Source organism: uncultured Algibacter sp. (assembly GCF_905480415.1).
In the GTDB taxonomy this organism is placed as follows: Bacteria; Bacteroidota; Bacteroidia; order Flavobacteriales; family Flavobacteriaceae; genus Algibacter_B.
Genome location: NZ_CAJQQI010000013.1, coordinates 1 through 20,177, shown reverse-complemented (window position 1 = coordinate 20,177; position 20,177 = coordinate 1). Strand labels below are relative to the sequence as shown.

Genomic DNA, 20,177 nt, shown 5'->3' with positions numbered 1-20,177 from the left:
GGCGATGAAAAGAATAACCCAACATCTAGTTTAATGATTTTGTCGTCAAAAGCAGAAATTGAAGCAGGATTCCATTGCAGAGCTCCAGAAATATCAAGCGGTTGTGCTGTTGCCGCACCACCCATAGACATGTTTACAGCGCCAACACCCTGCATAATATGACCTGCTTGCGACAAAACAGATACAGAGAATAGTAAAAATAACGAACGTAAAATAGTAGTTTTCATAACTAGGTTATTTAGAAGAATTCAGAAATAATTTTAGAGAATTCTTATAGTTAATATTTGATTGGTAAAATTACTTTGAGAAAAGTCTCTTATCTATGACTTTTGTCACTTATTAAAAATTTAAATATAAATCATCACTACAAACCCTTATGTAACCATTGTTACATAGGGGTTTATGATGACTTTTGTCATAATTTGATCATTGCTTTATGATTAATTTTACAGAGTAATTATAAGTAAACATAATTGCAATTACTTACTAAAGCAAAGAACAATGAAAAACTTAGTTATTTTAGGCGCAGGTACTTCAGGTACAATGATGGCAAACCATTTGGTTTCAAAGCTTCCAAAAAAGACTTGGAAAATTACCATAGTAGATCAATATAAAACACATTATTATCAACCAGGGTTTTTGTTTCTTCCATTTGATACCTATACGGAAGATCAGGTAAAAAAAGTAGGTAAAAAATTTATTCCCAAAGGTGTTAATTATATTCAAAAAAAGATAGATAAAATTTTACCGGAAGAAAATAAAGTCGCTCTTGAGGATGAAACTATAGATTATGACCTCTTAATTATTGCTACAGGATCTAAAATTGCCCCAGAGGAAACCGAAGGTTTATTAGGCCCGCTATGGAAAAAAGATATATTTGATTTCTACACGTTCGAAGGGGCTTTAGCATTGCGAAATAAATTGCGTGAATGGGAAGGTGGAAAACTGGTGGTGCATTTAACAGAAATGCCTATTAAATGCCCTGTAGCACCTTTAGAATTTGCTTTTTTGGCTGATTCCTATTTCACTAAAAAGGGCATGAGAGACAAAGTAGAAATTACGTATGTTACGCCGTTATCTGGTGCTTTTACAAAACCTACCTGTTCAAAATCATTAAGTTATCTTCTATCTGAGAAAGGCATCCACATGGAGTCTGATTTTGCAATAGAAAGAGTCGATAATGAAACTAAAGAAATTGTTGATTACGGAGAAAGTAAAATCCCATTTGATTTATTAGTAACGGTTCCTACAAATATGGGTGATGACCTTATTGAAAGATCTGGATTGGGAGATGATTTAAACTTTGTTCCAACACATAAACATACGTTACAATCTATAGCACACGAAAATATATTTGTAATTGGTGATGCTACCAATGTTCCAGCATCTAAAGCGGGTTCTGTAGCTCATTTTCAAGCCGAAACTTTAACCGATAATATTCTTCTATATTTAAAAGGTTATACACTAAAAGAAGAATTTGATGGACATGCAAACTGCTTTATAGAGACCGGACATAACAAGGCGTTACTAATTGATTTCAATTATAATACAGAACCAGTGCATGGAACCTTTCCTTTCGCAAAAATCGGACCTCTAAAATTATTAAAAGAAAGCATTTTTAATCACTGGGGAAAATTAGCCTTTAGATGGATTTACTGGAATATGCTTTTAAAAGGTATTGCCATTCCATTTGTTTCAAGAAACATGAGTTTCAAAGGAAAAGTATTTGATATAAAAAAGAACTAATTACAAACACTAAATAATAAATATTATGGATTTAAATATTGCAGGAATTAGATTAGACGTCACGGAAGACGGATATTTAACAGACGTATCTCAATGGACTAAAGAAATTGGACTAGAGATTGCTAAGAATGAAGGCGTAGAAATGACAGATAGACATTGGGAAGTAGTTTCTTGGCTTCAAGAACAAGTAAAAAATGATGTTGCTTTATCTGTAAGAGGCATTAAAAAAAGTGGTGTTTTAAACATCAAAGAATTCTATGCACTTTTCCCTAAAGGACCATTAAAAGTTTCAACTAAAATAGCTGGTGTGCCAAAACCAAAAAGTTGTATTTAATTTTATAAACACAAAAGACTAATTTAAAATATATAATTATGAGCACAAAAGTAAAAAAAATGCTTTTTATATTATCAAAAGCAACTATTGAAAATGCTTATGCCGCATTTGTAATGGCAAATGGAGCAAGAATGGAAGGTATAGAATCCGAAATATTCTTTACGTTTTTTGGATTAGAAGCCATTCAAAAGAAAAAGTTAGAACATTTACATGTCGCCACAGTTGGTAATCCAGGTATGCACATACCAACCATGTTAGGGGGTTTACCAGGAATGGAAGCTTTTGCAACAAAAATGATGAAAAAAGAAATGGAAAAACTAGATATGCCTCCTATTGGTGAATTTTTAGAAATCCTTTCAGATTCTGGCTGTAGACTTTGGGCGTGTAAACTAGCCGTAGATATGTTTCATTTAAAAGAAGAGGATTTAATAGATGAACTTGATGGAATATTAACTATTGGAGATTTTTATAGTAGAGCAGACCAAGAGGGGTGCCAACTCCTTTTTATTTAATTTTAATAACAGATTAAAAAAAATGCGAACTCAAGAGTTCGCATTTTTTATATAATAATGTTGGATAGAAAATCTATCTATTCATGTTTCTTATTTGGTCTACAAACGTATCTAAGTCAACCCCATTATTTACTAATGTTAAAGCCTTATCTACTATATATTTTACGTTTACCGCATGAAACCCAAGTCCCACACCAATTTTGTGTAAAAGCCTGTGTTCTGGGTCCCCTTTTATTTGGTCTACATGCACCATACGAACTAAATCATATAAACGCTCTAACCTAAGATCATAAGAAACGGGTGGGTTAATAGGATGCGATTTATAATCTTTTAAAATCATTTTATAATCAGCCTCACTAATATCTATATTACTAGCTAATCTATCTAAAAAGGCTTGTTCATCAGAGGTAATTATACCATCATCCATGGCTACACGAACTATAGCTGCAAAATGGTCTTCATTACGCTTTTTAAACCCACTATCAAATAAATCTGAAAACGACATATATACTTCTTTTTTATTACTACAAAATTACATATTTTTTTAAGAATTTTAACTGAAAAATTTAATTTTTTGGGCGTTACCGCAAGGGTCGGGCTTTCCACTATATCTTTCTTGTGCTGAACTTGTTTCAGTATCTCATCAAGTGATTTCTGTGTTTTTTAAATTAAGTTTCAAAACAAACTTATAGTTAAGCACAAAAAAGGATGCCGCTCCAATCCCTAACGCGATGTGCAGATCAAGTTTTTAAAACAGGATATACATTTATGAATTTCTAGAAAAAAATAGGACAAGCTTTAGCAAAACAAGAAAAAAATAATCCTAAACCGTATATTTGCACACGTAAAACAAAATTGGGTGAGTAAAACTCGTATCTCTCAAACCTATTTACAGACTTTGCAAGTGCAAAATCTGCAGAATGCTATGTCCCAAACTGGGACAAAAACACATTTAAAAGGACTTGTAGGATCCTCTTTTTCTTTTGTTATTTCAACAGTTTTTAAAGCAGCCGAAAAGCCGTTTTTGTTGGTTTTTAACGATAAAGAAGAAGCGGCACATTATCTAAACGATTTAGAGCAACTTTGTAATGGCAAAGATGTGCTATTCTATCCCGGAAGTTACAGAAGGCCTTACGAAATCGAAGAAACCGATAACGCCAATGTGTTATTGCGTGCTGAGGTTTTAAACCGTATAAATTCACAAAAGAAACCAGCGATTATTGTTACCTATCCCGATGCGCTTTTTGAGCAGGTCGTTACTAGAAAAGAGCTAGAACGCCACACACTTAAAGTTGGTTTAAAAGATAAGGTGTCCATTGATTTTGTAAACGAAGTGTTGTTTGAATATCAATTTAAGCGTGTCGATTTTGTTACCGAACCGGGAGAGTTTTCTTTACGAGGCGGCATAGTAGATGTGTTTTCATTTTCGCATGACGAACCTTATCGTATCGAGTTTTTTGGTGATGAGGTGGACAGCATCAGAACCTTTGATGTGGAAACACAATTGTCCATCGAACAGATTAAAAGAATCAGTATTATTCCTAATGTAGCCAATAAATTATTAGAAGAAAACCGACAAAGTTTTCTAAAATATATTGCTCAAAAAACCGTAGTGTGTATAAAAAATGCTGATCTACTTTTTTCCAGAATTGATGATTTTTATGATAAAGCAGAAGACGCTTTTAAAAGCCTTTCAACAGATATTAAACATGCCGAACCTAACGAGCTATTTTGTAATGCAACAGTATTAAAAAAGCAGTTACTAGACTTTTCTGTGTTAGAGTTTGGTACAGCGACCGTTTTTAATAGGAACGTCATTGCTAGTGAAACGTCGCAATCTGTTTTATTGGATGAGATTACCACATCGCAAGCTTCTCGTAATGACGAAATCATATTCAATACCACACCTCAGCCTGCTTTTAATAAGCAGTTCAATCTGTTAATTGAAGATTTAAATACCAATTACGAAAACGGCTATACAAACTATATTGCTTGCGTAAGTGAACAACAGGCAAAACGGTTTCATGATATTTTTGATGATTCACATCTCGATGTCAAAGAATATCAAACCATTATTTTATCCTTACATCAAGGTTTTATAGACCACGATAATAAAATAGTCTGCTATACCGATCATCAAATTTTCGAGCGCTATCATAAATTTCATCTTAAAAATGGGTATGCTAAAAAGCAGGCCATCACTCTAAAAGAGCTTACTAACTTAGATATTGGTGATTACGTAACGCACATCGATCATGGTATTGGGCGTTTTGGTGGTCTTCAAAAAATTGATGTTGAAGGTAAAAAGCAAGAAGCTATTAAATTGGTTTATGGTGAGCGCGATGTATTGTATTTAAGTATTCATTCATTACATAAAATCACCAAATTTAATGGTAAGGATGGCAAACCACCAAAAATTTATAAGCTCGGTAGTAATGCTTGGAAAACCTTAAAACAAAAAACAAAGGCACGTGTAAAACATGTGGCGTTCAACTTAATAAAACTTTACGCAAAACGTAAAACCGAAAAAGGCTATCAATATAATCCTGATAGTTATATGCAACACGAATTGGAAGCTTCTTTTATTTACGAAGATACCCCGGACCAAACTACCGCAACAGCCGATATAAAAGCAGACATGGAAAGTGAACGCCCTATGGATCGTTTAATTTGTGGCGATGTAGGTTTTGGTAAAACTGAAGTAGCTATTCGTGCAGCGTTTAAGGCCGTAGATAATGGGAAACAAGTCGCTGTTCTAGTGCCAACTACTATATTGGCTTATCAACATTCTAGAACGTTTAAAGAGCGCTTAAAAGATTTTCCTGTTACCGTAGATTATGTGAACCGTTTTAGAACAGCCAAAGAGAAACGAGAAACTTTAGAAGGTTTAGAACAGGGAAAAGTAGACATCCTTATTGGCACGCATCAACTCGTTAATAAAAATGTGAAATTTAAAGATTTGGGTTTGTTGATTGTTGATGAAGAACAAAAATTCGGTGTTGCAGTAAAAGAAAAACTTAAGACTTTAAAAGATAATGTGGATGTGCTAACCTTAACTGCGACACCAATCCCGAGAACGTTACAATTTAGCTTAATGGCGGCTCGAGATTTATCAGTTATTACCACACCACCTCCAAATCGATACCCTATTGAAAGTCATGTGATTCGTTTTAGCGAAGAAACGATTAGAGATGCAGTGAGTTATGAAATTCAACGCGGTGGTCAAGTATTCTTCATTCATAATCGTATTGAAAACATTAAAGAAGTTGCTGGAATGATTCAACGATTGGTGCCCGATGCAAAAATAGGTATCGGTCATGGGCAAATGGATGGGAAAAAATTAGAGCAACTCATGCTTTCTTTTATGGATGGCGGTTTTGATGTTTTGGTAAGTACTACGATTGTGGAAAGCGGATTGGATGTATCTAATGCTAATACCATTTTTATCAATAATGCTAATAATTTTGGATTGAGCGATTTGCACCAAATGCGCGGTAGAGTAGGTCGAAGTAACAAAAAAGCATTTTGTTATTTTATTACTCCAGAGTATTCGGCTATGACTGATGATGCTAGAAAACGTATTACAGCTTTAGAGCAATTCACGGAATTGGGAAGCGGATTCAATATCGCGATGAAAGATTTAGAAATTCGTGGTGCGGGTGATTTATTAGGCGGTGAACAAAGTGGTTTTATAAATGAAATAGGCTTTGATACCTATCAAAAAATATTAAATGAAGCTATAGAAGAGCTTAAAGAAAATGAGTTTAAAGACTTATATAGTGAGGATGAAGCTAACAAAGTTTACGTTAAAGATGTTACTATAGATACTGACTTTGAACTTTTGTTTCCAGATAGTTATGTGAATAATATTGCAGAACGACTAAACCTATATACGCAGCTTAATAACTTAAAAACAGAAGAAGAATTATATATCTTTGAAAAGGATTTAATTGACCGTTTTGGAGAATTACCCAAAGAAGTGACCGATTTATTAAACAGTGTTCAAATAAAGTGGTTAGCTACTAAAATAGGGTTTGAAAAAATCATTATGAAACAAGGTAAGTTGATTGGTTATTTCTTAAACGATCAGCAAAGTCGTTTTTATCAAAGCGCTAATTTTACCAAAGTGTTGAAATTTGTACAAACAAACCCAAGCGCTTGTAAAATGAAAGAGAAACAAACTCGAAGTGGTTTACGATTAATGCTAACTTTTGAGAATATTAAATCTGTAAAACAAGCATTAGAGGCTTTACAACCTATTGTGGCTTAATTATTGGTTTTAACTTATTAGAATTGTCATTCCCCAATTGGTGAGGGATTTTAAATAAATTATTATTGTGAAACGTATACTTTTTTTAATTGCTTTATTGCCAAGTATCTTACTGGCACAAAATACCATAAAAGGTAAATTCTCTCCGGCAAAAGACTATAATTTTGCATTACTATATAAAGTGAAACCAACCCTATCAGATTATGTTTCAAATGCTGAAATACAAGAAGATGGGAGTTTTGAATTTAAACTAGATTCAACAAACACAAAAGGCATGTATCGTTTGGTTTATGGGGTGCCGCAAGAAGATTATAATTTTGATATTATTTATAACGGAAAAGAAGATATCGAACTCACGTTTAATTCTGAAACAGGTGTAGAATTTAAGAAATCTACTGAAAATAAATTAATAGCTTCTTACACCAACAGTATGTCTATGGTTACCCAAAGTATTGGTAATTATTTTAGTCAAGAAAGTAAAGATACAATAGCCCTAAAAGCCATTTTTAAGACGCAAAAAGAAACTCAAGAAAATTTTGAAAACGCAACGAAGGATACTATTGCACTTGAGTTTATTAAAGCGAATAAACCATACATTCCCCAGCAAGTTCAAGATGTTAAAACATATATTAACAATTTAAAAACACATTATTTTGATCATGTTGATTTTAATAATAAAACACTTCAAAGTTCTAATTTTTTAGAAGAACGCATGCTGAATTATGTTTTTGGAATGTCTTCAGATTCTAAAGATGAATTAGAGAATTATAAAGAAAATATTGATGTGGTTTATAGCTACATGAAAGATGCTCCAAATGAAGTACAGCGGATTTTATTGTTTGATGTGTGGCAGCAAATGTCTGATTTAGGTTTTGAATCTATTGCCAATTATATTGCTGAAAATTATCTAATGGATATAGCTGTGTCTTTAAATGATCAAGAACTTTTGCATGCTTTGATATTATATAAGAATATTTCAAAAGGGAATGTTGCTCCAGATTTTGATATTGAAATTAAAGAAAAGGATAAACTAGTTGAAAAGAAGTTATCTGAATTACAAGGGTCAGAAAACTACATTATAGTATTTTGGAGTAGTACCTGTTCGCATTGTTTAGATGAGGTGCCACAGTTACAAACTTTAGTGAAATCTTTAGAAAAAGATAAAGTAAAAGTGATTGCTATTGGTTTAGAAGATGAGCCTTATCGATGGAAAGATTTAACCTATACTTATTCAGAATTCATTCATGTTTACGGAGAAGGCAAATGGGATAACAAAATAGGGGATGATTACGGTGTAACAGCAACACCAACTTATTTTATCTTAGATAAAGATAAAAAAATCATTTCAAAGCCTATTGATTTTAAAGCGTTAAAAGTGTATTATCAGGAAGAGTAATGCGTCATAACGCGGAGAGAAACGACAATGTTATCTATATAATTTTTAATAAGATTCTGAAAAAAGTGCAGGATGATAAAATATGTCAAAAATGATAAAAAGCATTTTCTAAATGTTCCATCTTAAAGCCTTTACCTTCTTTTACAATTGCGATAATATCAAATCGTACTTCTACATCTAAATCATTCACAGTGACGTATTCATCAACAGCTTTTACTAAGCGCTGAATTTGTTTTGGTTTTACAAAATCTTGTGGATCTCCGAAATCTGCAGTCGAACGTGTTTTTACTTCAATAATGGCTAGAATATTATCTTTTTTGGCAATGATATCGACTTCTGCTTTATCAAAACGGTAATTGCGCTCCACAATATCGTAGTTGTTTTTCAGAAGAAAATCAACTGCAAGTTGCTCACCTTTTTTACCAAGTTCGTTGTGTTTTGCCATAACTTATCCTCTAAATAAAAAGAAGTCATTTTTCATATGTTCAATTTGAGCATCTTCATTAGTTATTATATAGTCAATAGCTTGCGATGTAAAAGCTTCGCCTTTTTCAGTTAATGATACAATGTTTTTATCAATTTGAATCATGTTGTTTTTTAAAGCTAAATCTAAAACCGTTTTAGAACGTACTTTTTGCCAATTAATGTGTTCGTTGAGGTGATTGACGTGACGTTCGCTATCTTCAGTATGGTTTTTTAAATGAAGGAGAAAGGTTAATAAAGAGACTTCTGTACGTTGTTGCTTTTCGCGATACATTACGGCTATAATACCTTTATTAGGAGCAAATAAGTAGACTACTAAGAACAGTAATCCTAACATGGTTGTTATCGATCCAGCTATTGAAGCGTCTAACCAATGTGCTAACCAATAGCCCGAAATAGCACCGAAAACACCAAAACAAATGGCGTAAATGAGCATGCGTTTTAATTCGTTAGTAAGTAAATAGGCTGTAGCTGCTGGAGATATCATTAAAGCAACCACCAAAATTGCGCCTACAGCATCAAAAGCTCCTACGGTAGTAACTGATGATACGGTCATTAGTCCGTAATGAATAACAGCAGGTGAAAACCCTAAAGAGGCTGCTAAACCAGCATCAAATGTACTTACTTTTAATTCTTTAAAAAAAGCGAATAATAAGCCAACAGTAATAATTAAGATACTTCCAATAACCCATAGAGATTTTGGTCCGATATCCACTCCAGAAACGATAAGTCTATCAAAAGGTGCAAAAGCTAATTCGCCTAATAAAACAGCATCCACATCTAAATGGACATCGTTTGCGTTTTTAGCAATCATGATAACGCCTATACTAAACAAAATAGGGAACACTAAACCTATGGCGGTATCTTCTTTTACTAAGCCTGTTTTTTGTATATACTCGACCAAAACAACGGTAATAATTCCAGTTAGTGCCGCAAGAAGAATGAGCAATGGTGAGTTTAAATCTTGTGTTATAAAAAAACCAATTACAATACCTGGTAAAATAGAATGACTAATAGCGTCACTAATCATAGCCATTTTTCGGAGTACTAAAAATGTACCAGGAATAGCGCAAGCGATAGCTACTATAATTGCAATGAGTTGTATTTCTATTTGTGCACTACTCATTGTTTTCGCTTTGTTGGTTATACAAATTAGAGGCGGTTTTAAAGCCTTCTTCAGTTAAACTCCAATTTTTACCATCTAATTTCACATAATTTTTGCGTACTAATTTTTGCAAGGTACCTCTAGTAAATCCTTGAAAGTTATTTAAGATTTTAATGGTATGTGGGTGTGAAATATTTTCATGTGTTTCGGCTATTCGAAACATAAATGACAAAGTTTTGTGTAATTGTAAATCACGACGATTTTTTATAAAACGAATTTGTTTGAACAGTAACCCTCTGCTTGGAGAAAATATAAACGATACCAATACAAAAATACCAGCAACAATAACGATTACAGGTCCTGTAGACAGGTTGTTTTGACTTGCGCTAATGGCAGTGCCAAAAACTCCAGAAAAAGCACCGAAAATGGCAGCTAAAAACACCATAACACCAAGGCTATTGGTCCATTGTCTTGCAGCAGCAGCAGGAGCTAATAAAATGGCACTCATTAAAACGACACCAACCGTTTGTAATCCTAAAACAATGGCAAGAACAATAAAAGTGGTGATTAGAATATCTATAAATTTAGTATTGAAGCCCAAGGTTTTGGTGTAATCTGCATCAAATAGTAAAATTTTAAACTCCTTCCAGAACAGTAATAATACGAATAGACAAATGCCTGTTACAATAGTCATCATCCAAACATCACGCTCTAATAAAGTTGCTGCTTGCCCAAATAAATATTTATCTAAACCTGCTTGATTAGCATTAGGTTGTTTTTGAATGAATGTGAGTAAGAGCATTCCAAATCCGAAAAACAAAGACAATATTAAGCCTAATGCGGTATCTGATTTTAAATGCGTTTTACTGATGATGCCTCTAATCCAAAATGTGCCAATGAGCCCGCTAACTAGTGCGCCTAATAATAAAATGTTACTGTCTTTTGCGCCAGTTATTAAAAATGCAATGGCAATACCAGGTAATGCAGCATGCGAAATAGCATCCCCTAATAAACTTTGTTTACGTAATACAGCAAAACTTCCTAGCATACCGGTAACTGCACCTAATACTGCAGTACCAAGTGTTATGGTTCTTAAGGTATAGTCTGTAAAGACGAGTTTTATATATTCTGTTATATCCATAATTCCTGCGAAGGCAGGAATCTCTTCCTATTTCGCAAATTTAAATTTTGTTATTCTGAAATTGTTTCAGAATCTCATTCTAATTTGGTCATTTTGCCTTGATGCAAAACGAACCAAAAAATCAAGTTCAAGTCGAGGAAGTTTTTATCCCGAAAAAGCGAGATAAAAACCGATTTGAAGCTCCGCGTCGAATTCTGTTCTACTGTTTTCCATGCTTTTCTTCATCTATTCTGCGTCTTGACTTTCAATTCTCTGAATTGATTTGGGACTTGACTTTCTACTTTATTTCCTTTTTTCTGTTCTATTTTTTTTATTCGAGTAAGCACTTTTTACTGAGCCTGCGACTGTAAACTCAATCTATTCTTGGACACTTACTTTATAGTTAATACCGTAGGTTTTTGTTAAGTTATCATCATTGAAAATGTCTTTAACAGGCCCTGTCGCAATCTTTTTTACGTTTAGAAAGGTCACCCAATCAAAATATTCTGGAACAGTTTGTAAATCGTGATGCACTACGATTACTGTTTTTCCCGCTTTACGAAGTTCTTTTAGAATGTTGATTATTGCTATTTCGGTTGTTGCGTCAACACCTTGAAAGGGCTCATCCATAAAATAAATTGAGGCGTTTTGTACCAATGCCCGTGCTAAGAAAATACGTTGTTGTTGTCCGCCAGATAACTGACTTATTTGTCTGCCTTTAAAAGCAAGCATGCCCACTTTCTCTAAAGCTTCGAGTGATGCTTTCTTTTCTTTTTGTCCAGGACGTTTTATCCAGCCTAAACTGCCATAAGTTCCCATCATAACAACATCTAAAGCCGTGGTTGGAAAATCCCAGTCAACACTTCCTTTTTGTGGAACATATGCGACTAACGCCCGTTGTTTTTCATAAGGTTTGTCATAGATAGTAACGCTACCTGCAATGGGTTTTAAAATACCTAAAATGGATTTTATAAGCGTTGATTTTCCAGCACCATTTGGACCTACAATGGCCATAAGAACACCTTCTGGAATTTCTAAATCGATATCCCAAAGTACAGGTTTGTAGTTATAAGCTACTGTTAAATCGTCTACTTTTACGGCTATTTTTTTACTCATAATCTTTGTTTTTTAGCCCTGATAGAGGCGGCATACTTTTTTGATTTTTCTTCAAAAAAGATACAGCCGATAGCAGGAAATAGCTTCAAATCATTCTACTTTAAAGCATTTACAATGGTATTCACATTATGCTCGAACATGCCAATATATGTGCCCTCTTTACTATCTGCGTTACCAAGTGCGTCAGAATATAACGTTCCGCCTATGGTGACTTCGTGGTTCTTCGACTTTACAGCGGCTTGCAACGCCTCTATAGTACGCTTTGGCACTGAACTTTCTACAAAAATAGATTTCACATTATTTTCTATTATAAAAGCAGCCAACTTTTGAACATCTTGAACACCAGCTTCGGTTGCTGTAGATAGCCCTTGCAAACCAACAACTTCAAAGTCGAAAGCTTTCCCAAAATAATTAAAAGCATCGTGTGCTGTTACCAAAATGCGCTGTTCTTTTGGAAGGATGCTAATCGTAGTTTTCAATTTGGTTTGCAGTGTATTTAGTTTTTCGATATATGTTTTACCGTTAGCTTCAAATGTTGTTTTTTGATTTGGTATAGCTTCTGAAAGTGTTTTAACTACAAACTGCGTCGCTAGTTTCCAATAGTCAAGATTAAACCAAATATGCGGATCGTAATTGGATGCAAAATATTCTGAACCTATTAATGTATTTTCATCCAAAGCATCAGCTACAGCAATAGTTTTTATGTTTTTCATTTTTTCGAAAACTTCAACCAATTTACCCTCTAAGTGTAACCCGTTGTAAAAAATAATATCGGCGTCTGATAATTTTGTAACATCACCTTCACTGGCTTTGTATAAATGTGGATCAACGCCACTACCCATTAAGCCTTGTAAGTTGATATGCTCACCACCTACGTTTTTTACCAAATCGGTTATCATCGTTGTTGTGGTGACTATGTTTAATTTACCATTGGCTTGCTTCTCCTTTTTACAACTAAGAATAGTAATGGCTAGAAAAAGTATAAGTAATTTTTTCATATTCAATTTATTTTTTTCTTATTCTATAACTAAGTCCGAGTCCTAATAAAAGGTCCTGACCTTCGGTAATACTTGTGCCAACGTAGGCGTCAAATTGTAAATCGTTTGTTGCTAAATAGGTTAAGCCTGCATCCCAATAATGATTTGCAGAGCTGTCTTCTGGTAGATCGCCATATAATTCGACATACGCTCCAAACTTATCAGTTAAGCTATATCCATAAGCTACTGTGTAGATTGCTGCAGCTTCGAGAGAATCATCGCCCCATTGTGCACCAATGTTATATCCTAAACTTGATTTTTTGCTTAATGTATGAGAAAGTGACAATCTAAAATCTATGCCTGTATATTCTGGCTTATAATCTGTTGATGCGCTGAATACAGGAAATACATGTCCTATAATTGCAATTTCTGGCATGGCACCGTTTTCTTCGGCAATATCAATTTTCAGACCTAGTAGCAGCGGCGTTAAGCCGCTAGCAACATTATCTAGTTTATTACCGCTTACTTTAGTTACACCTTCAATAAAGTTCCAGCCTAAGCGTAGTTCTACATTATCTAGAATTCCATAACGAATTAGCATGGTATTGTATACGTAGTTTTCTGATTTTATAGAGCTTTCTTCAAAAGACTCATATAAGCCTCCTGTTTCAAACTGTAAATTGCCTTTTCCTACTGTTGATGATGCCTCAGTAGCGTCTGGTCTATCGGTTACTATTGCCCCTACTTTAGTGTCTTCTTGCGAAAAACTTGAGAGTGATGCTATGAAAAGCAATACTGTGGTTGTGAGTTTAATCTTGTTCATTAACATAAATAATTGATGTAAAATCTTCGTTTAAAAGAATGGTATTATTTTTTATTAAAATTTGAGTCATTTTATTTTTACTGAACTGTTTTGATACCAACACAGTATTTCCATATTTTAAGCCATGTTGTCCACAGAAATCGAAAAACTCTTTATCATCACTCATTAAGCGCGAAATGATATAGGTTTTACCTTCTTCTGTGTTTGATAAAGTTATAGAGGTGTCGATTGTTGTGATTTCTCCATCGGAATTTGGAATGGGGTCACCATGAGGGTCGAATTTAGGATTGCCTAAGTATTCACTTATTTTATTTGCTAATAAATCGGAAGTTTGATGTTCTAGTAATTCGGCTTCGCGATGAATATCATGTAGTGATAAATCAAAAAGTTTGAATAATAACGCTTCCCAAAGGCGATGTTTACGAACAACGTTAAGCGCCATTTTAGTGCCCTTATCTGTAAGTTTTAATTCTTGATATTTTTGATAATGTAATAAATCTTTAAGAGCAAGCTTTTTAGCCATATCAGTAGCAGCAGCATTAGAGATGCCCAATTCTTTGGCTATGTTACCTGGTTTGGTATCATTATTATCGCGTTTACCATTTTTATAAATGGCTTTGACAAAATTCTCTACAGCTACCGACATACGTTATGCTTTAAAATATTTTTAAGTAAGCTTAAATATTTATCAAATGTAACTAAAAAAAATAAAACATGAGTTTTAAATTAAAAAAACTAGTGGAGTAGAATAAAAATAAATTAAGAAACGAGATGCTTTCTTAGTATATTCATATCAAAAATTAAAAGATTTACAGTTTTGGCATGATTTAAGCATAGTATGAATAAACAAAGCATATGAAAAGCAGTCTTTTATTACTAGTTATTTTTATAACCAGTTTTTCTTTTTCGCAAGATTCCACAAAAATCAGAAAAGTTGGAACACCAATCATAACAAGTAAAGTCTATTTAGGAAAATCTATTGTTGTAGAGAATTTTAAAATTGAATTTATTGAAGTTATACAAGATTCACGTTGCCCTAAAGGGGTGAATTGTGTTTGGGCAGGCGAGGTTCTTATTTTCGTAGATTTATATAAGGACGGTAAAAAAGTGGAACGAAAAAAAATTACTTTAAGTCCTAAAATTGAGTTACAAAAAAGAATTGGAAACTTATTTTTTTCAGAGAAACTGTCTTTGACTGTTTTAAATGTTTTGCCGCATCCTAATGCAAAAGCTAAAATACAGTCAAACGACTATTATCTGTTGTTGGATAAAAAGCATTAATGACACCCACATCCATCGTCTCCACCGCAAGCTTTTTTAGGTTTTGATTTTTTCCAGAAGAATTTTTTAATCAAAAAAGACAAAGCAAAAGCCATAGCAGAAAAAACTAATATGTTTTGGATGATGTCATTCATAATTAAGTAGTCGGAATTAATTCAATATCATTTCAAAAACTGAAATGCAATTAAAGCAACAATATACGCAAAAGCGGTCATTATAACGAGCTGTAATATAGGCCATTTCCACGAATTGGTTTCTTTTTTTACTATAGCTAAGGTACTCATGCACTGCATGGCGAAGGCGTAAAATAACAGTAATGATATCCCAGATGCAAAGGTAAATAGCGGGCCGCCTAATACAGGATTAATTTCGCCTGCCATTCTGTTTTTTATGGTTTCTTCTTGATCGCTACCAACACTGTAAATAGTTGCGAGAGTTCCTACAAAAACTTCACGGGCAGCAAAGGAGCATACAATGGCAATACCTATTTTCCAGTCATAACCCAATGGTCTTATAGCAGGCTCTATAGCATGACCTGCAATACCAATAAACGAATGTTCTAGTTTGTAGGATGCTATTTTTTGTTGTAAATCTTCTGAAGATATGTTTTCAGAAACGTATTCTGTTTTTATAATATTTTCAGCATCATTAAATTCCTCGCCTGGACCATAAGACGCTAAAAACCAAAGCACAATAGATATAGCTAGAATTATTTTCCCAGCACCAAACACAAAAGACTTTGTTTTTTCTATGACTGTTAAAGCTACATTTTTGAAAAGCGGTAATTTGTAATTTGGCATTTCAACTACAAAAAACGTTTTACTTTTTATTTTTAAAATCTTGTTGAGAATATAAGCCGATATAATGGCGGTTCCAAATCCAATGAGATAGAGCATCATTAAAGTTAACGCTTGGTAACTTAATCCCAAAATACGTCCTTCAGGGATGACTAAAGCAATGATAATAAGGTAAACGGGTAATCTGGCAGAACAGGTTGTAAACGGCGTTACTAAAATGGTGATTAGACGTTCTTTCCAGCTTTCAATATTCCGAGTTGCCATAATTGCAGGAATAGCACAAGCGGTACCAGAAATAAGCGGTACAATACTTTTTCCACTAAGTCCAAAACGTCGCATAATTCTGTCCATTAAAAACACAACACGACTCATATAGCCGCTTTCCTCAAGCACAGCTATAAATAGAAACAGAAAGGCAATTTGCGGTATAAAAATCACGATGCCGCCTAATCCCGGAATAATGCCTTCAGCAAGTAGATTAGTAAATGCACCTTGCGGTAACTGGGTTTTTGTCCATTCGCTTAATGATGCAAATAAACCATCAATTAGATCCATGGGCACGCTAGACCAATCGTAAATAGCCTGGAATATGGTAAGTAAAATAACTCCAAAAATAACATAGCCCCATACCTTATGCGTTAAAATTCTATCAAGCTTTATGCGTAAATCTTTGGCTTGACTTAGGTCTATAGTTTGGCCTTCATCTAGCGCATTATTAATAAATTGATAACGCTTTATAGTTTCCTTCTGCTGTAAACGTTTTAAATCCCCTTTACTTTTTGTTTTAAAATCGGCAACAGGATCAATCTCGTTTCTATCGGTTTTCCCAAAGTTGACATCTTGAGTGATAACGAGCCAAAGTTTGTATAATAACTGGTTTGGAAATGCCTTTTTTAAATTCCCGAAGTAATCAACATCTATTTGTGCCGTATCGATGCAAGGGGTAATAGAGACTTCTTTATAATTTGAAATAAGCTGTTTTAATTTATCAATACCTTCATTTTTTCGAGTACTAACAAGCGCTATTTTAGTGTTTAATTTCTCTTCTAAATAACCAATGTCTAAAGAGATACCTTTATAACGCATACGGTCAGCCATATTGATAACCAAAACAGTTGGTATTTCTAAGTCTTTAATTTGAGTAAAGAGTAAAAGATTTCGTTTTAAATTTTCAACATCTGTAACAACAACCGCAATGTCTGGAAAGTCTTTATCCTTTTTATTGAGTAATAGTTCAATAACCACATTTTCATCTAATGATGATGCGTTTAAACTATACGTCCCAGGCAAATCAATAATATGTGCTTTTACACCACGAGGAAGTTTGCAGATTCCTTGCTTTTTTTCAACCGTAATACCAGGGTAGTTTCCAACTTTTTGGTTTAAACCTGTAAGCGCATTAAAAACAGAGGTTTTTCCGGTATTTGGGTTGCCAATCAGGGCTACATTTATCTGTTTACTCATGGGCTACTTTTTCTATTAAAATATGAGAAGCTGTTTCTTTTCTAATAGCTAAGTGCGATCCGTTTATGTTTAAATACATAGGGTCTTGAAAAGGAGCTACCTGAACAAGCTCTACCGAATTACCAGGCAAACAACCCATTTCAAGTAGTTTTAATGGGATGTGAATAGACGAAACATCAGTAATAATGGCGCGTTCCCCGCGTTTTAAATGTGCTAAAGTATTTTGCAAGCTTATTTAGATTGATTTTAAAGAAGTAAAAGTAGTGTAAAGTTTATAAGTTTAAAAGTCTAGGCGTTTAAAGTTTTGGAATGGATAAAATTATTTTGGCGCCTGCCTGCCGGGAGGCAGGTTACTAATAGGTTCCGGCTTGCAGTATATCCTAAGCGAAGTCGAAGGGTTACAATTTTTCTTGTGTTGAACTTGTTTCAGTGTCTCATCAATTTTGTTTTGCATATCCTACAATGCGTTTCAAATCAAACTTATAGCAAGGCACAAAAAGGATTTCCTCTGCAATCCCGGCCTGCCGGCAGGCAGGCCTAACACAGCTATTCGTAAATAAAATTTAAGTCAAAAAAAATCGCTGTTATTTTTCTTCTTTTAAAATTTGAATGTCTTCAAGAAGTCTATCAATATCTTCTGCATTGGTACCATCGTAAAACCCTCTTATTTGGCGTTTTTTATCAATCAACATAAAGTTTTCGGTATGCACCATATCAAAAGGACCGCCATCGCCATTATCTTTAACAGCCAAATAGCTTTTACGAGCCAGCTTATAAATTTCTTTTTTATCTCCCGTAACTAAATTCCATTTTTTAGCATTTACGCCTTTCTTTTCGGCGTAGCGTTTTAATTGAGCAACGTTATCAATTTCTGGAGTTACGGAGTGCGATAGCAACATAACATCGGGGTCATCTATAATTTCTTTTTGAATTTCAATCATGTGATCAGTCATGATCGGGCAAATAGTTTGGCAGGTTGTAAAAAAGAAATCGGCAACGTATATTTTATCTTTATAGGTGTTTTGAGTAATGGTTTTACCATTTTGGTTAGTAAGGCTAAAATCAGCTATTTTATGATATTTTTTTTGATGCTGTATCGTACTGTCAACAAGTTCTGTACTTACCATAGTTGGTTGATAAATAGGAAGCGGTTGATAAACATTAAGTGTGTTATAAATAATGGCAATTATTATTATGGAGATAACACCAAAAACGATAGCAAATACTTTGTAATCCTTAAAAAATGATAGCATTTTAGAACTTTAACATTAAAACGTATACAAAAATACAATGATTTTAAGTTTGAATGAATTTAAACCAAACATAAATTATTGTTAAAACAGATACCATTGGGAGAATGGTTTTTTAAACTTGGTTTAAAAGCTTACTTTTGTGCGATTATAAAAAAATGTTAAGCCATATATGGAATTTGTTATAAAAATATCTCAGTTTTTACTAAGTCTTTCGTTGCTAATTGTTTTGCACGAATTGGGGCATTTTATCCCTGCAAAACTTTTTAAAACAAGAGTAGAAAAGTTTTACTTATTTTTTGATATCAAGTTTTCATTATTTAAAAAGAAGATTGGTGATACTGTTTATGGTATTGGTTGGTTACCATTAGGCGGTTATGTGAAGATTGCTGGTATGATTGATGAAAGTATGGATACCGAGCAAATGGCGCAAGAGCCACAACCTTGGGAGTTTCGTTCTAAACCGGCATGGCAACGTTTAATTATCATGTTAGGCGGTGTAACGGTTAATTTTTTATTAGCTATTTTGATTTACATAGGAATGAGCTATTTTTATGGCGATACGTTTTTGCCAAATGAAAATATTAAAGATGGTTTAGCTATTGAAAATACGGTAGCAAATAAAGCAGGTCTTCTTACCGGTGATAAAATATTAGCGGTAGATGGTGATAAGATTGAAACATTTTCTGAAATTTCTGAGAAAGTTTTATTCGGAAAAGAAATTCTTATAGAACGAAATGGGAGTCAGTCTACAGTGACTATGCCAGAAGATTTCTTGTCTCAATTATTGGATTCAAAGGAAAAAGGACTTATTAGTCTAAGGCAGCCATTTGTTGTGGTTCAAGTTCCTGATACGTCATATAATAAATCTAGTGGTTTAAAAAAAGGAGACATTATTTTAGGCTTAAATGACTATCCTACCAAATACACAGATGAGGTTAAAATAGCTTTAGAAAAGCTTAAAGGACAAAATGTTATTGCAACGGTTAAAAGAGATAAAGAGCAAATAAGTGTACCACTCGTGGTAAGTGATGATGCTTTGTTAGGATTAGTTGTAGCTGGAGCATCAACACCAGCAACATTAGAGGCCTTAGGGTATTACAATTTTGATGTAAAAGACTATGGGTTTTTAGAGTCTTTTCCTGTTGGATTAAATAAGGCTAAAGATAAATTAGTTTCATATTGGGATCAATTAGGAGCTATTTTTACACCAAGCACAGGAGCCTATAAAGGTGTAGGAGGCTTTAAAGCTATTTATGATATCTTTCCTAGCTTTTGGAGCTGGCAAGTATTTTGGAGTATCACAGCCTTTTTATCCATTATGTTAGGGGTTCTAAATTTGTTACCTATCCCAGCATTAGATGGTGGTCATGTGATGTTTTTACTTTATGAAATGATCTCTGGAAGGAAGCCAGGAGATAAGTTTATGGAATACGCGCAAATGGTAGGATTCTTTTTATTAATTGCTTTAGTTTTATTTGCAAATGGAAATGATATTTATAA

Annotated in this window: 19 protein-coding genes and 1 pseudogene; 7 read left to right on the top strand and 13 right to left on the bottom strand. The window is 33.7% G+C overall.

Annotated features, from left to right (window positions below):
* A pseudogene (locus tag QZ260_RS01275) lies at positions 1 to 227 on the bottom strand (hydrocarbon degradation protein); the annotation flags it as partial.
* 274 nt (positions 228 to 501) lie between these two features.
* Between QZ260_RS01275 and QZ260_RS01270 the strand changes: the two are divergent.
* Genes QZ260_RS01270 through QZ260_RS01260 form a run of 3 tightly spaced genes read left to right on the top strand, consistent with a single transcriptional unit; the run spans position 502 to position 2,592 of the window.
* Positions 502 to 1,746, top strand: a complete 1,245-nt coding sequence (locus tag QZ260_RS01270; RefSeq protein ID WP_295981857.1) for an FAD/NAD(P)-binding oxidoreductase — start codon at positions 502 to 504, stop codon at positions 1,744 to 1,746.
* A gap of 25 nt (positions 1,747 to 1,771) precedes the next feature.
* A complete protein-coding gene (locus QZ260_RS01265; RefSeq protein ID WP_295981856.1) occupies positions 1,772 to 2,080 on the top strand; it encodes a TusE/DsrC/DsvC family sulfur relay protein in 309 nt (102 codons plus the stop codon).
* A gap of 38 nt (positions 2,081 to 2,118) precedes the next feature.
* Complete coding sequence (locus tag QZ260_RS01260; RefSeq protein WP_295981853.1) at positions 2,119 to 2,592, top strand: DsrE/DsrF/DrsH-like family protein; 474 nt, start codon at positions 2,119 to 2,121, stop codon at positions 2,590 to 2,592.
* A 73-nt stretch (positions 2,593 to 2,665) separates the two neighbouring features.
* Here the strand turns inward: QZ260_RS01260 and QZ260_RS01255 are convergent, their stop codons facing one another.
* Complete coding sequence (locus QZ260_RS01255) at positions 2,666 to 3,097, bottom strand: TerB family tellurite resistance protein (protein ID WP_295981851.1); 432 nt, start codon at positions 3,095 to 3,097, stop codon at positions 2,666 to 2,668.
* Between the two features lie 354 nt (positions 3,098 to 3,451).
* Here QZ260_RS01255 and mfd point away from each other — a divergent pair, with 354 nt between their 5' ends.
* Both mfd and QZ260_RS01245 read left to right on the top strand, forming a co-directional pair.
* Complete coding sequence (gene mfd / locus QZ260_RS01250) at positions 3,452 to 6,862, top strand: transcription-repair coupling factor (protein WP_295981849.1); 3,411 nt, start codon at positions 3,452 to 3,454, stop codon at positions 6,860 to 6,862.
* Positions 6,863 to 6,929: 67 nt separating this feature from the next.
* Positions 6,930 to 8,258 carry a TlpA disulfide reductase family protein gene (locus tag QZ260_RS01245; protein WP_295981846.1) on the top strand — a complete coding sequence of 443 codons (1,329 nt, stop codon included), beginning with the start codon at positions 6,930 to 6,932 and terminating at the stop codon, positions 8,256 to 8,258.
* Positions 8,259 to 8,343: 85 nt separating this feature from the next.
* On the opposite strand, the gene QZ260_RS01240 is transcribed toward QZ260_RS01245, so the two are convergent.
* The 7 genes from QZ260_RS01240 to QZ260_RS01210 all read right to left on the bottom strand — a co-directional run bounded on the left by QZ260_RS01240 (position 8,344) and on the right by QZ260_RS01210 (position 14,528).
* Positions 8,344 to 8,703 (bottom strand): YraN family protein, encoded by a 360-nt coding sequence (locus QZ260_RS01240; protein WP_295981844.1) that lies wholly within the window; start codon positions 8,701 to 8,703, stop codon positions 8,344 to 8,346.
* Between the two features lie 3 nt (positions 8,704 to 8,706).
* Positions 8,707 to 9,867: a metal ABC transporter permease gene (locus QZ260_RS01235; RefSeq protein ID WP_295981843.1), complete on the bottom strand. Its 1,161-nt coding sequence runs from the start codon at positions 9,865 to 9,867 to the stop codon at positions 8,707 to 8,709.
* Positions 9,860 to 10,987, bottom strand: coding sequence for a metal ABC transporter permease (locus QZ260_RS01230; RefSeq protein WP_295981842.1), 1,128 nt, complete (start codon positions 10,985 to 10,987; stop codon positions 9,860 to 9,862). The genes QZ260_RS01235 and QZ260_RS01230 overlap by 8 nt, the downstream gene beginning before the upstream one ends.
* Positions 10,988 to 11,344: 357 nt before the next feature.
* On the bottom strand, positions 11,345 to 12,082 hold the full coding sequence (locus QZ260_RS01225; protein WP_295981840.1) for a metal ABC transporter ATP-binding protein: 738 nt from the start codon (positions 12,080 to 12,082) through the stop codon (positions 11,345 to 11,347).
* 95 nt (positions 12,083 to 12,177) lie between these two features.
* Positions 12,178 to 13,080 carry a zinc ABC transporter substrate-binding protein gene (locus QZ260_RS01220; protein ID WP_295981838.1) on the bottom strand — a complete coding sequence of 301 codons (903 nt, stop codon included), beginning with the start codon at positions 13,078 to 13,080 and terminating at the stop codon, positions 12,178 to 12,180.
* A 7-nt stretch (positions 13,081 to 13,087) separates the two neighbouring features.
* On the bottom strand, positions 13,088 to 13,882 hold the full coding sequence (locus tag QZ260_RS01215) for a transporter (RefSeq protein ID WP_295981836.1): 795 nt from the start codon (positions 13,880 to 13,882) through the stop codon (positions 13,088 to 13,090).
* Positions 13,869 to 14,528, bottom strand: coding sequence for a metal-dependent transcriptional regulator (locus QZ260_RS01210; protein WP_295981835.1), 660 nt, complete (start codon positions 14,526 to 14,528; stop codon positions 13,869 to 13,871). The genes QZ260_RS01215 and QZ260_RS01210 overlap by 14 nt, the downstream gene beginning before the upstream one ends.
* Positions 14,529 to 14,737: 209 nt before the next feature.
* Between QZ260_RS01210 and QZ260_RS01205 the strand changes: the two genes are divergently transcribed.
* Positions 14,738 to 15,163 (top strand): hypothetical protein, encoded by a 426-nt coding sequence (locus QZ260_RS01205; protein WP_295981833.1) that lies wholly within the window; start codon positions 14,738 to 14,740, stop codon positions 15,161 to 15,163.
* On the opposite strand, the gene QZ260_RS01200 is transcribed toward QZ260_RS01205, so the two are convergent.
* The 4 genes from QZ260_RS01200 to QZ260_RS01185 all read right to left on the bottom strand — a co-directional run bounded on the left by QZ260_RS01200 (position 15,160) and on the right by QZ260_RS01185 (position 18,677).
* Positions 15,160 to 15,297, bottom strand: coding sequence for a FeoB-associated Cys-rich membrane protein (locus QZ260_RS01200; protein WP_295981831.1), 138 nt, complete (start codon positions 15,295 to 15,297; stop codon positions 15,160 to 15,162). The two genes, QZ260_RS01205 and QZ260_RS01200, sit on opposite strands and share 4 nt — an antisense overlap.
* Before the next feature lie 27 nt (positions 15,298 to 15,324).
* Positions 15,325 to 17,424: a ferrous iron transport protein B gene (feoB, locus tag QZ260_RS01195; protein WP_295981829.1), complete on the bottom strand. Its 2,100-nt coding sequence runs from the start codon at positions 17,422 to 17,424 to the stop codon at positions 15,325 to 15,327.
* On the bottom strand, positions 17,417 to 17,653 hold the full coding sequence (locus QZ260_RS01190) for a FeoA family protein (protein ID WP_295981828.1): 237 nt from the start codon (positions 17,651 to 17,653) through the stop codon (positions 17,417 to 17,419). Before QZ260_RS01190 ends, feoB begins: the two co-directional genes overlap by 8 nt.
* Positions 17,654 to 18,008: 355 nt before the next feature.
* Complete coding sequence (locus QZ260_RS01185; RefSeq protein WP_295981827.1) at positions 18,009 to 18,677, bottom strand: SCO family protein; 669 nt, start codon at positions 18,675 to 18,677, stop codon at positions 18,009 to 18,011.
* A gap of 169 nt (positions 18,678 to 18,846) precedes the next feature.
* On the opposite strand from QZ260_RS01185, the gene rseP reads away from it, so the two are divergent.
* A partial coding sequence (gene rseP / locus QZ260_RS01180; protein ID WP_295981826.1) for an RIP metalloprotease RseP occupies positions 18,847 to 20,177 on the top strand: 1,331 nt, incomplete at its 3' end.

Bases quoted from the DNA above. Each gene is read 5' to 3' on its own strand.
- QZ260_RS01270 (WP_295981857.1), top strand. From the start codon at position 502: ATGAAAAACTTAGTTATTTTAGGCGCAGGTACTTCAGGTACAATGATG.
- QZ260_RS01265 (WP_295981856.1), top strand. From the start codon at position 1,772: ATGGATTTAAATATTGCAGGAATTAGATTAGACGTCACGGAAGACGGA.
- QZ260_RS01260 (WP_295981853.1), top strand. From the start codon at position 2,119: ATGAGCACAAAAGTAAAAAAAATGCTTTTTATATTATCAAAAGCAACT.
- QZ260_RS01255 (WP_295981851.1), bottom strand. From the start codon at position 3,097: ATGTCGTTTTCAGATTTATTTGATAGTGGGTTTAAAAAGCGTAATGAA.
- QZ260_RS01240 (WP_295981844.1), bottom strand. From the start codon at position 8,703: ATGGCAAAACACAACGAACTTGGTAAAAAAGGTGAGCAACTTGCAGTT.
- QZ260_RS01235 (WP_295981843.1), bottom strand. From the start codon at position 9,867: ATGAGTAGTGCACAAATAGAAATACAACTCATTGCAATTATAGTAGCT.
- QZ260_RS01230 (WP_295981842.1), bottom strand. From the start codon at position 10,987: ATGGATATAACAGAATATATAAAACTCGTCTTTACAGACTATACCTTA.
- QZ260_RS01225 (WP_295981840.1), bottom strand. From the start codon at position 12,082: ATGAGTAAAAAAATAGCCGTAAAAGTAGACGATTTAACAGTAGCTTAT.
- QZ260_RS01220 (WP_295981838.1), bottom strand. From the start codon at position 13,080: ATGAAAAAATTACTTATACTTTTTCTAGCCATTACTATTCTTAGTTGT.
- QZ260_RS01215 (WP_295981836.1), bottom strand. From the start codon at position 13,882: ATGAACAAGATTAAACTCACAACCACAGTATTGCTTTTCATAGCATCA.
- QZ260_RS01210 (WP_295981835.1), bottom strand. From the start codon at position 14,528: ATGTCGGTAGCTGTAGAGAATTTTGTCAAAGCCATTTATAAAAATGGT.
- QZ260_RS01205 (WP_295981833.1), top strand. From the start codon at position 14,738: ATGAAAAGCAGTCTTTTATTACTAGTTATTTTTATAACCAGTTTTTCT.
- QZ260_RS01200 (WP_295981831.1), bottom strand. From the start codon at position 15,297: ATGAATGACATCATCCAAAACATATTAGTTTTTTCTGCTATGGCTTTT.
- feoB (WP_295981829.1), bottom strand. From the start codon at position 17,424: ATGAGTAAACAGATAAATGTAGCCCTGATTGGCAACCCAAATACCGGA.
- QZ260_RS01185 (WP_295981827.1), bottom strand. From the start codon at position 18,677: ATGCTATCATTTTTTAAGGATTACAAAGTATTTGCTATCGTTTTTGGT.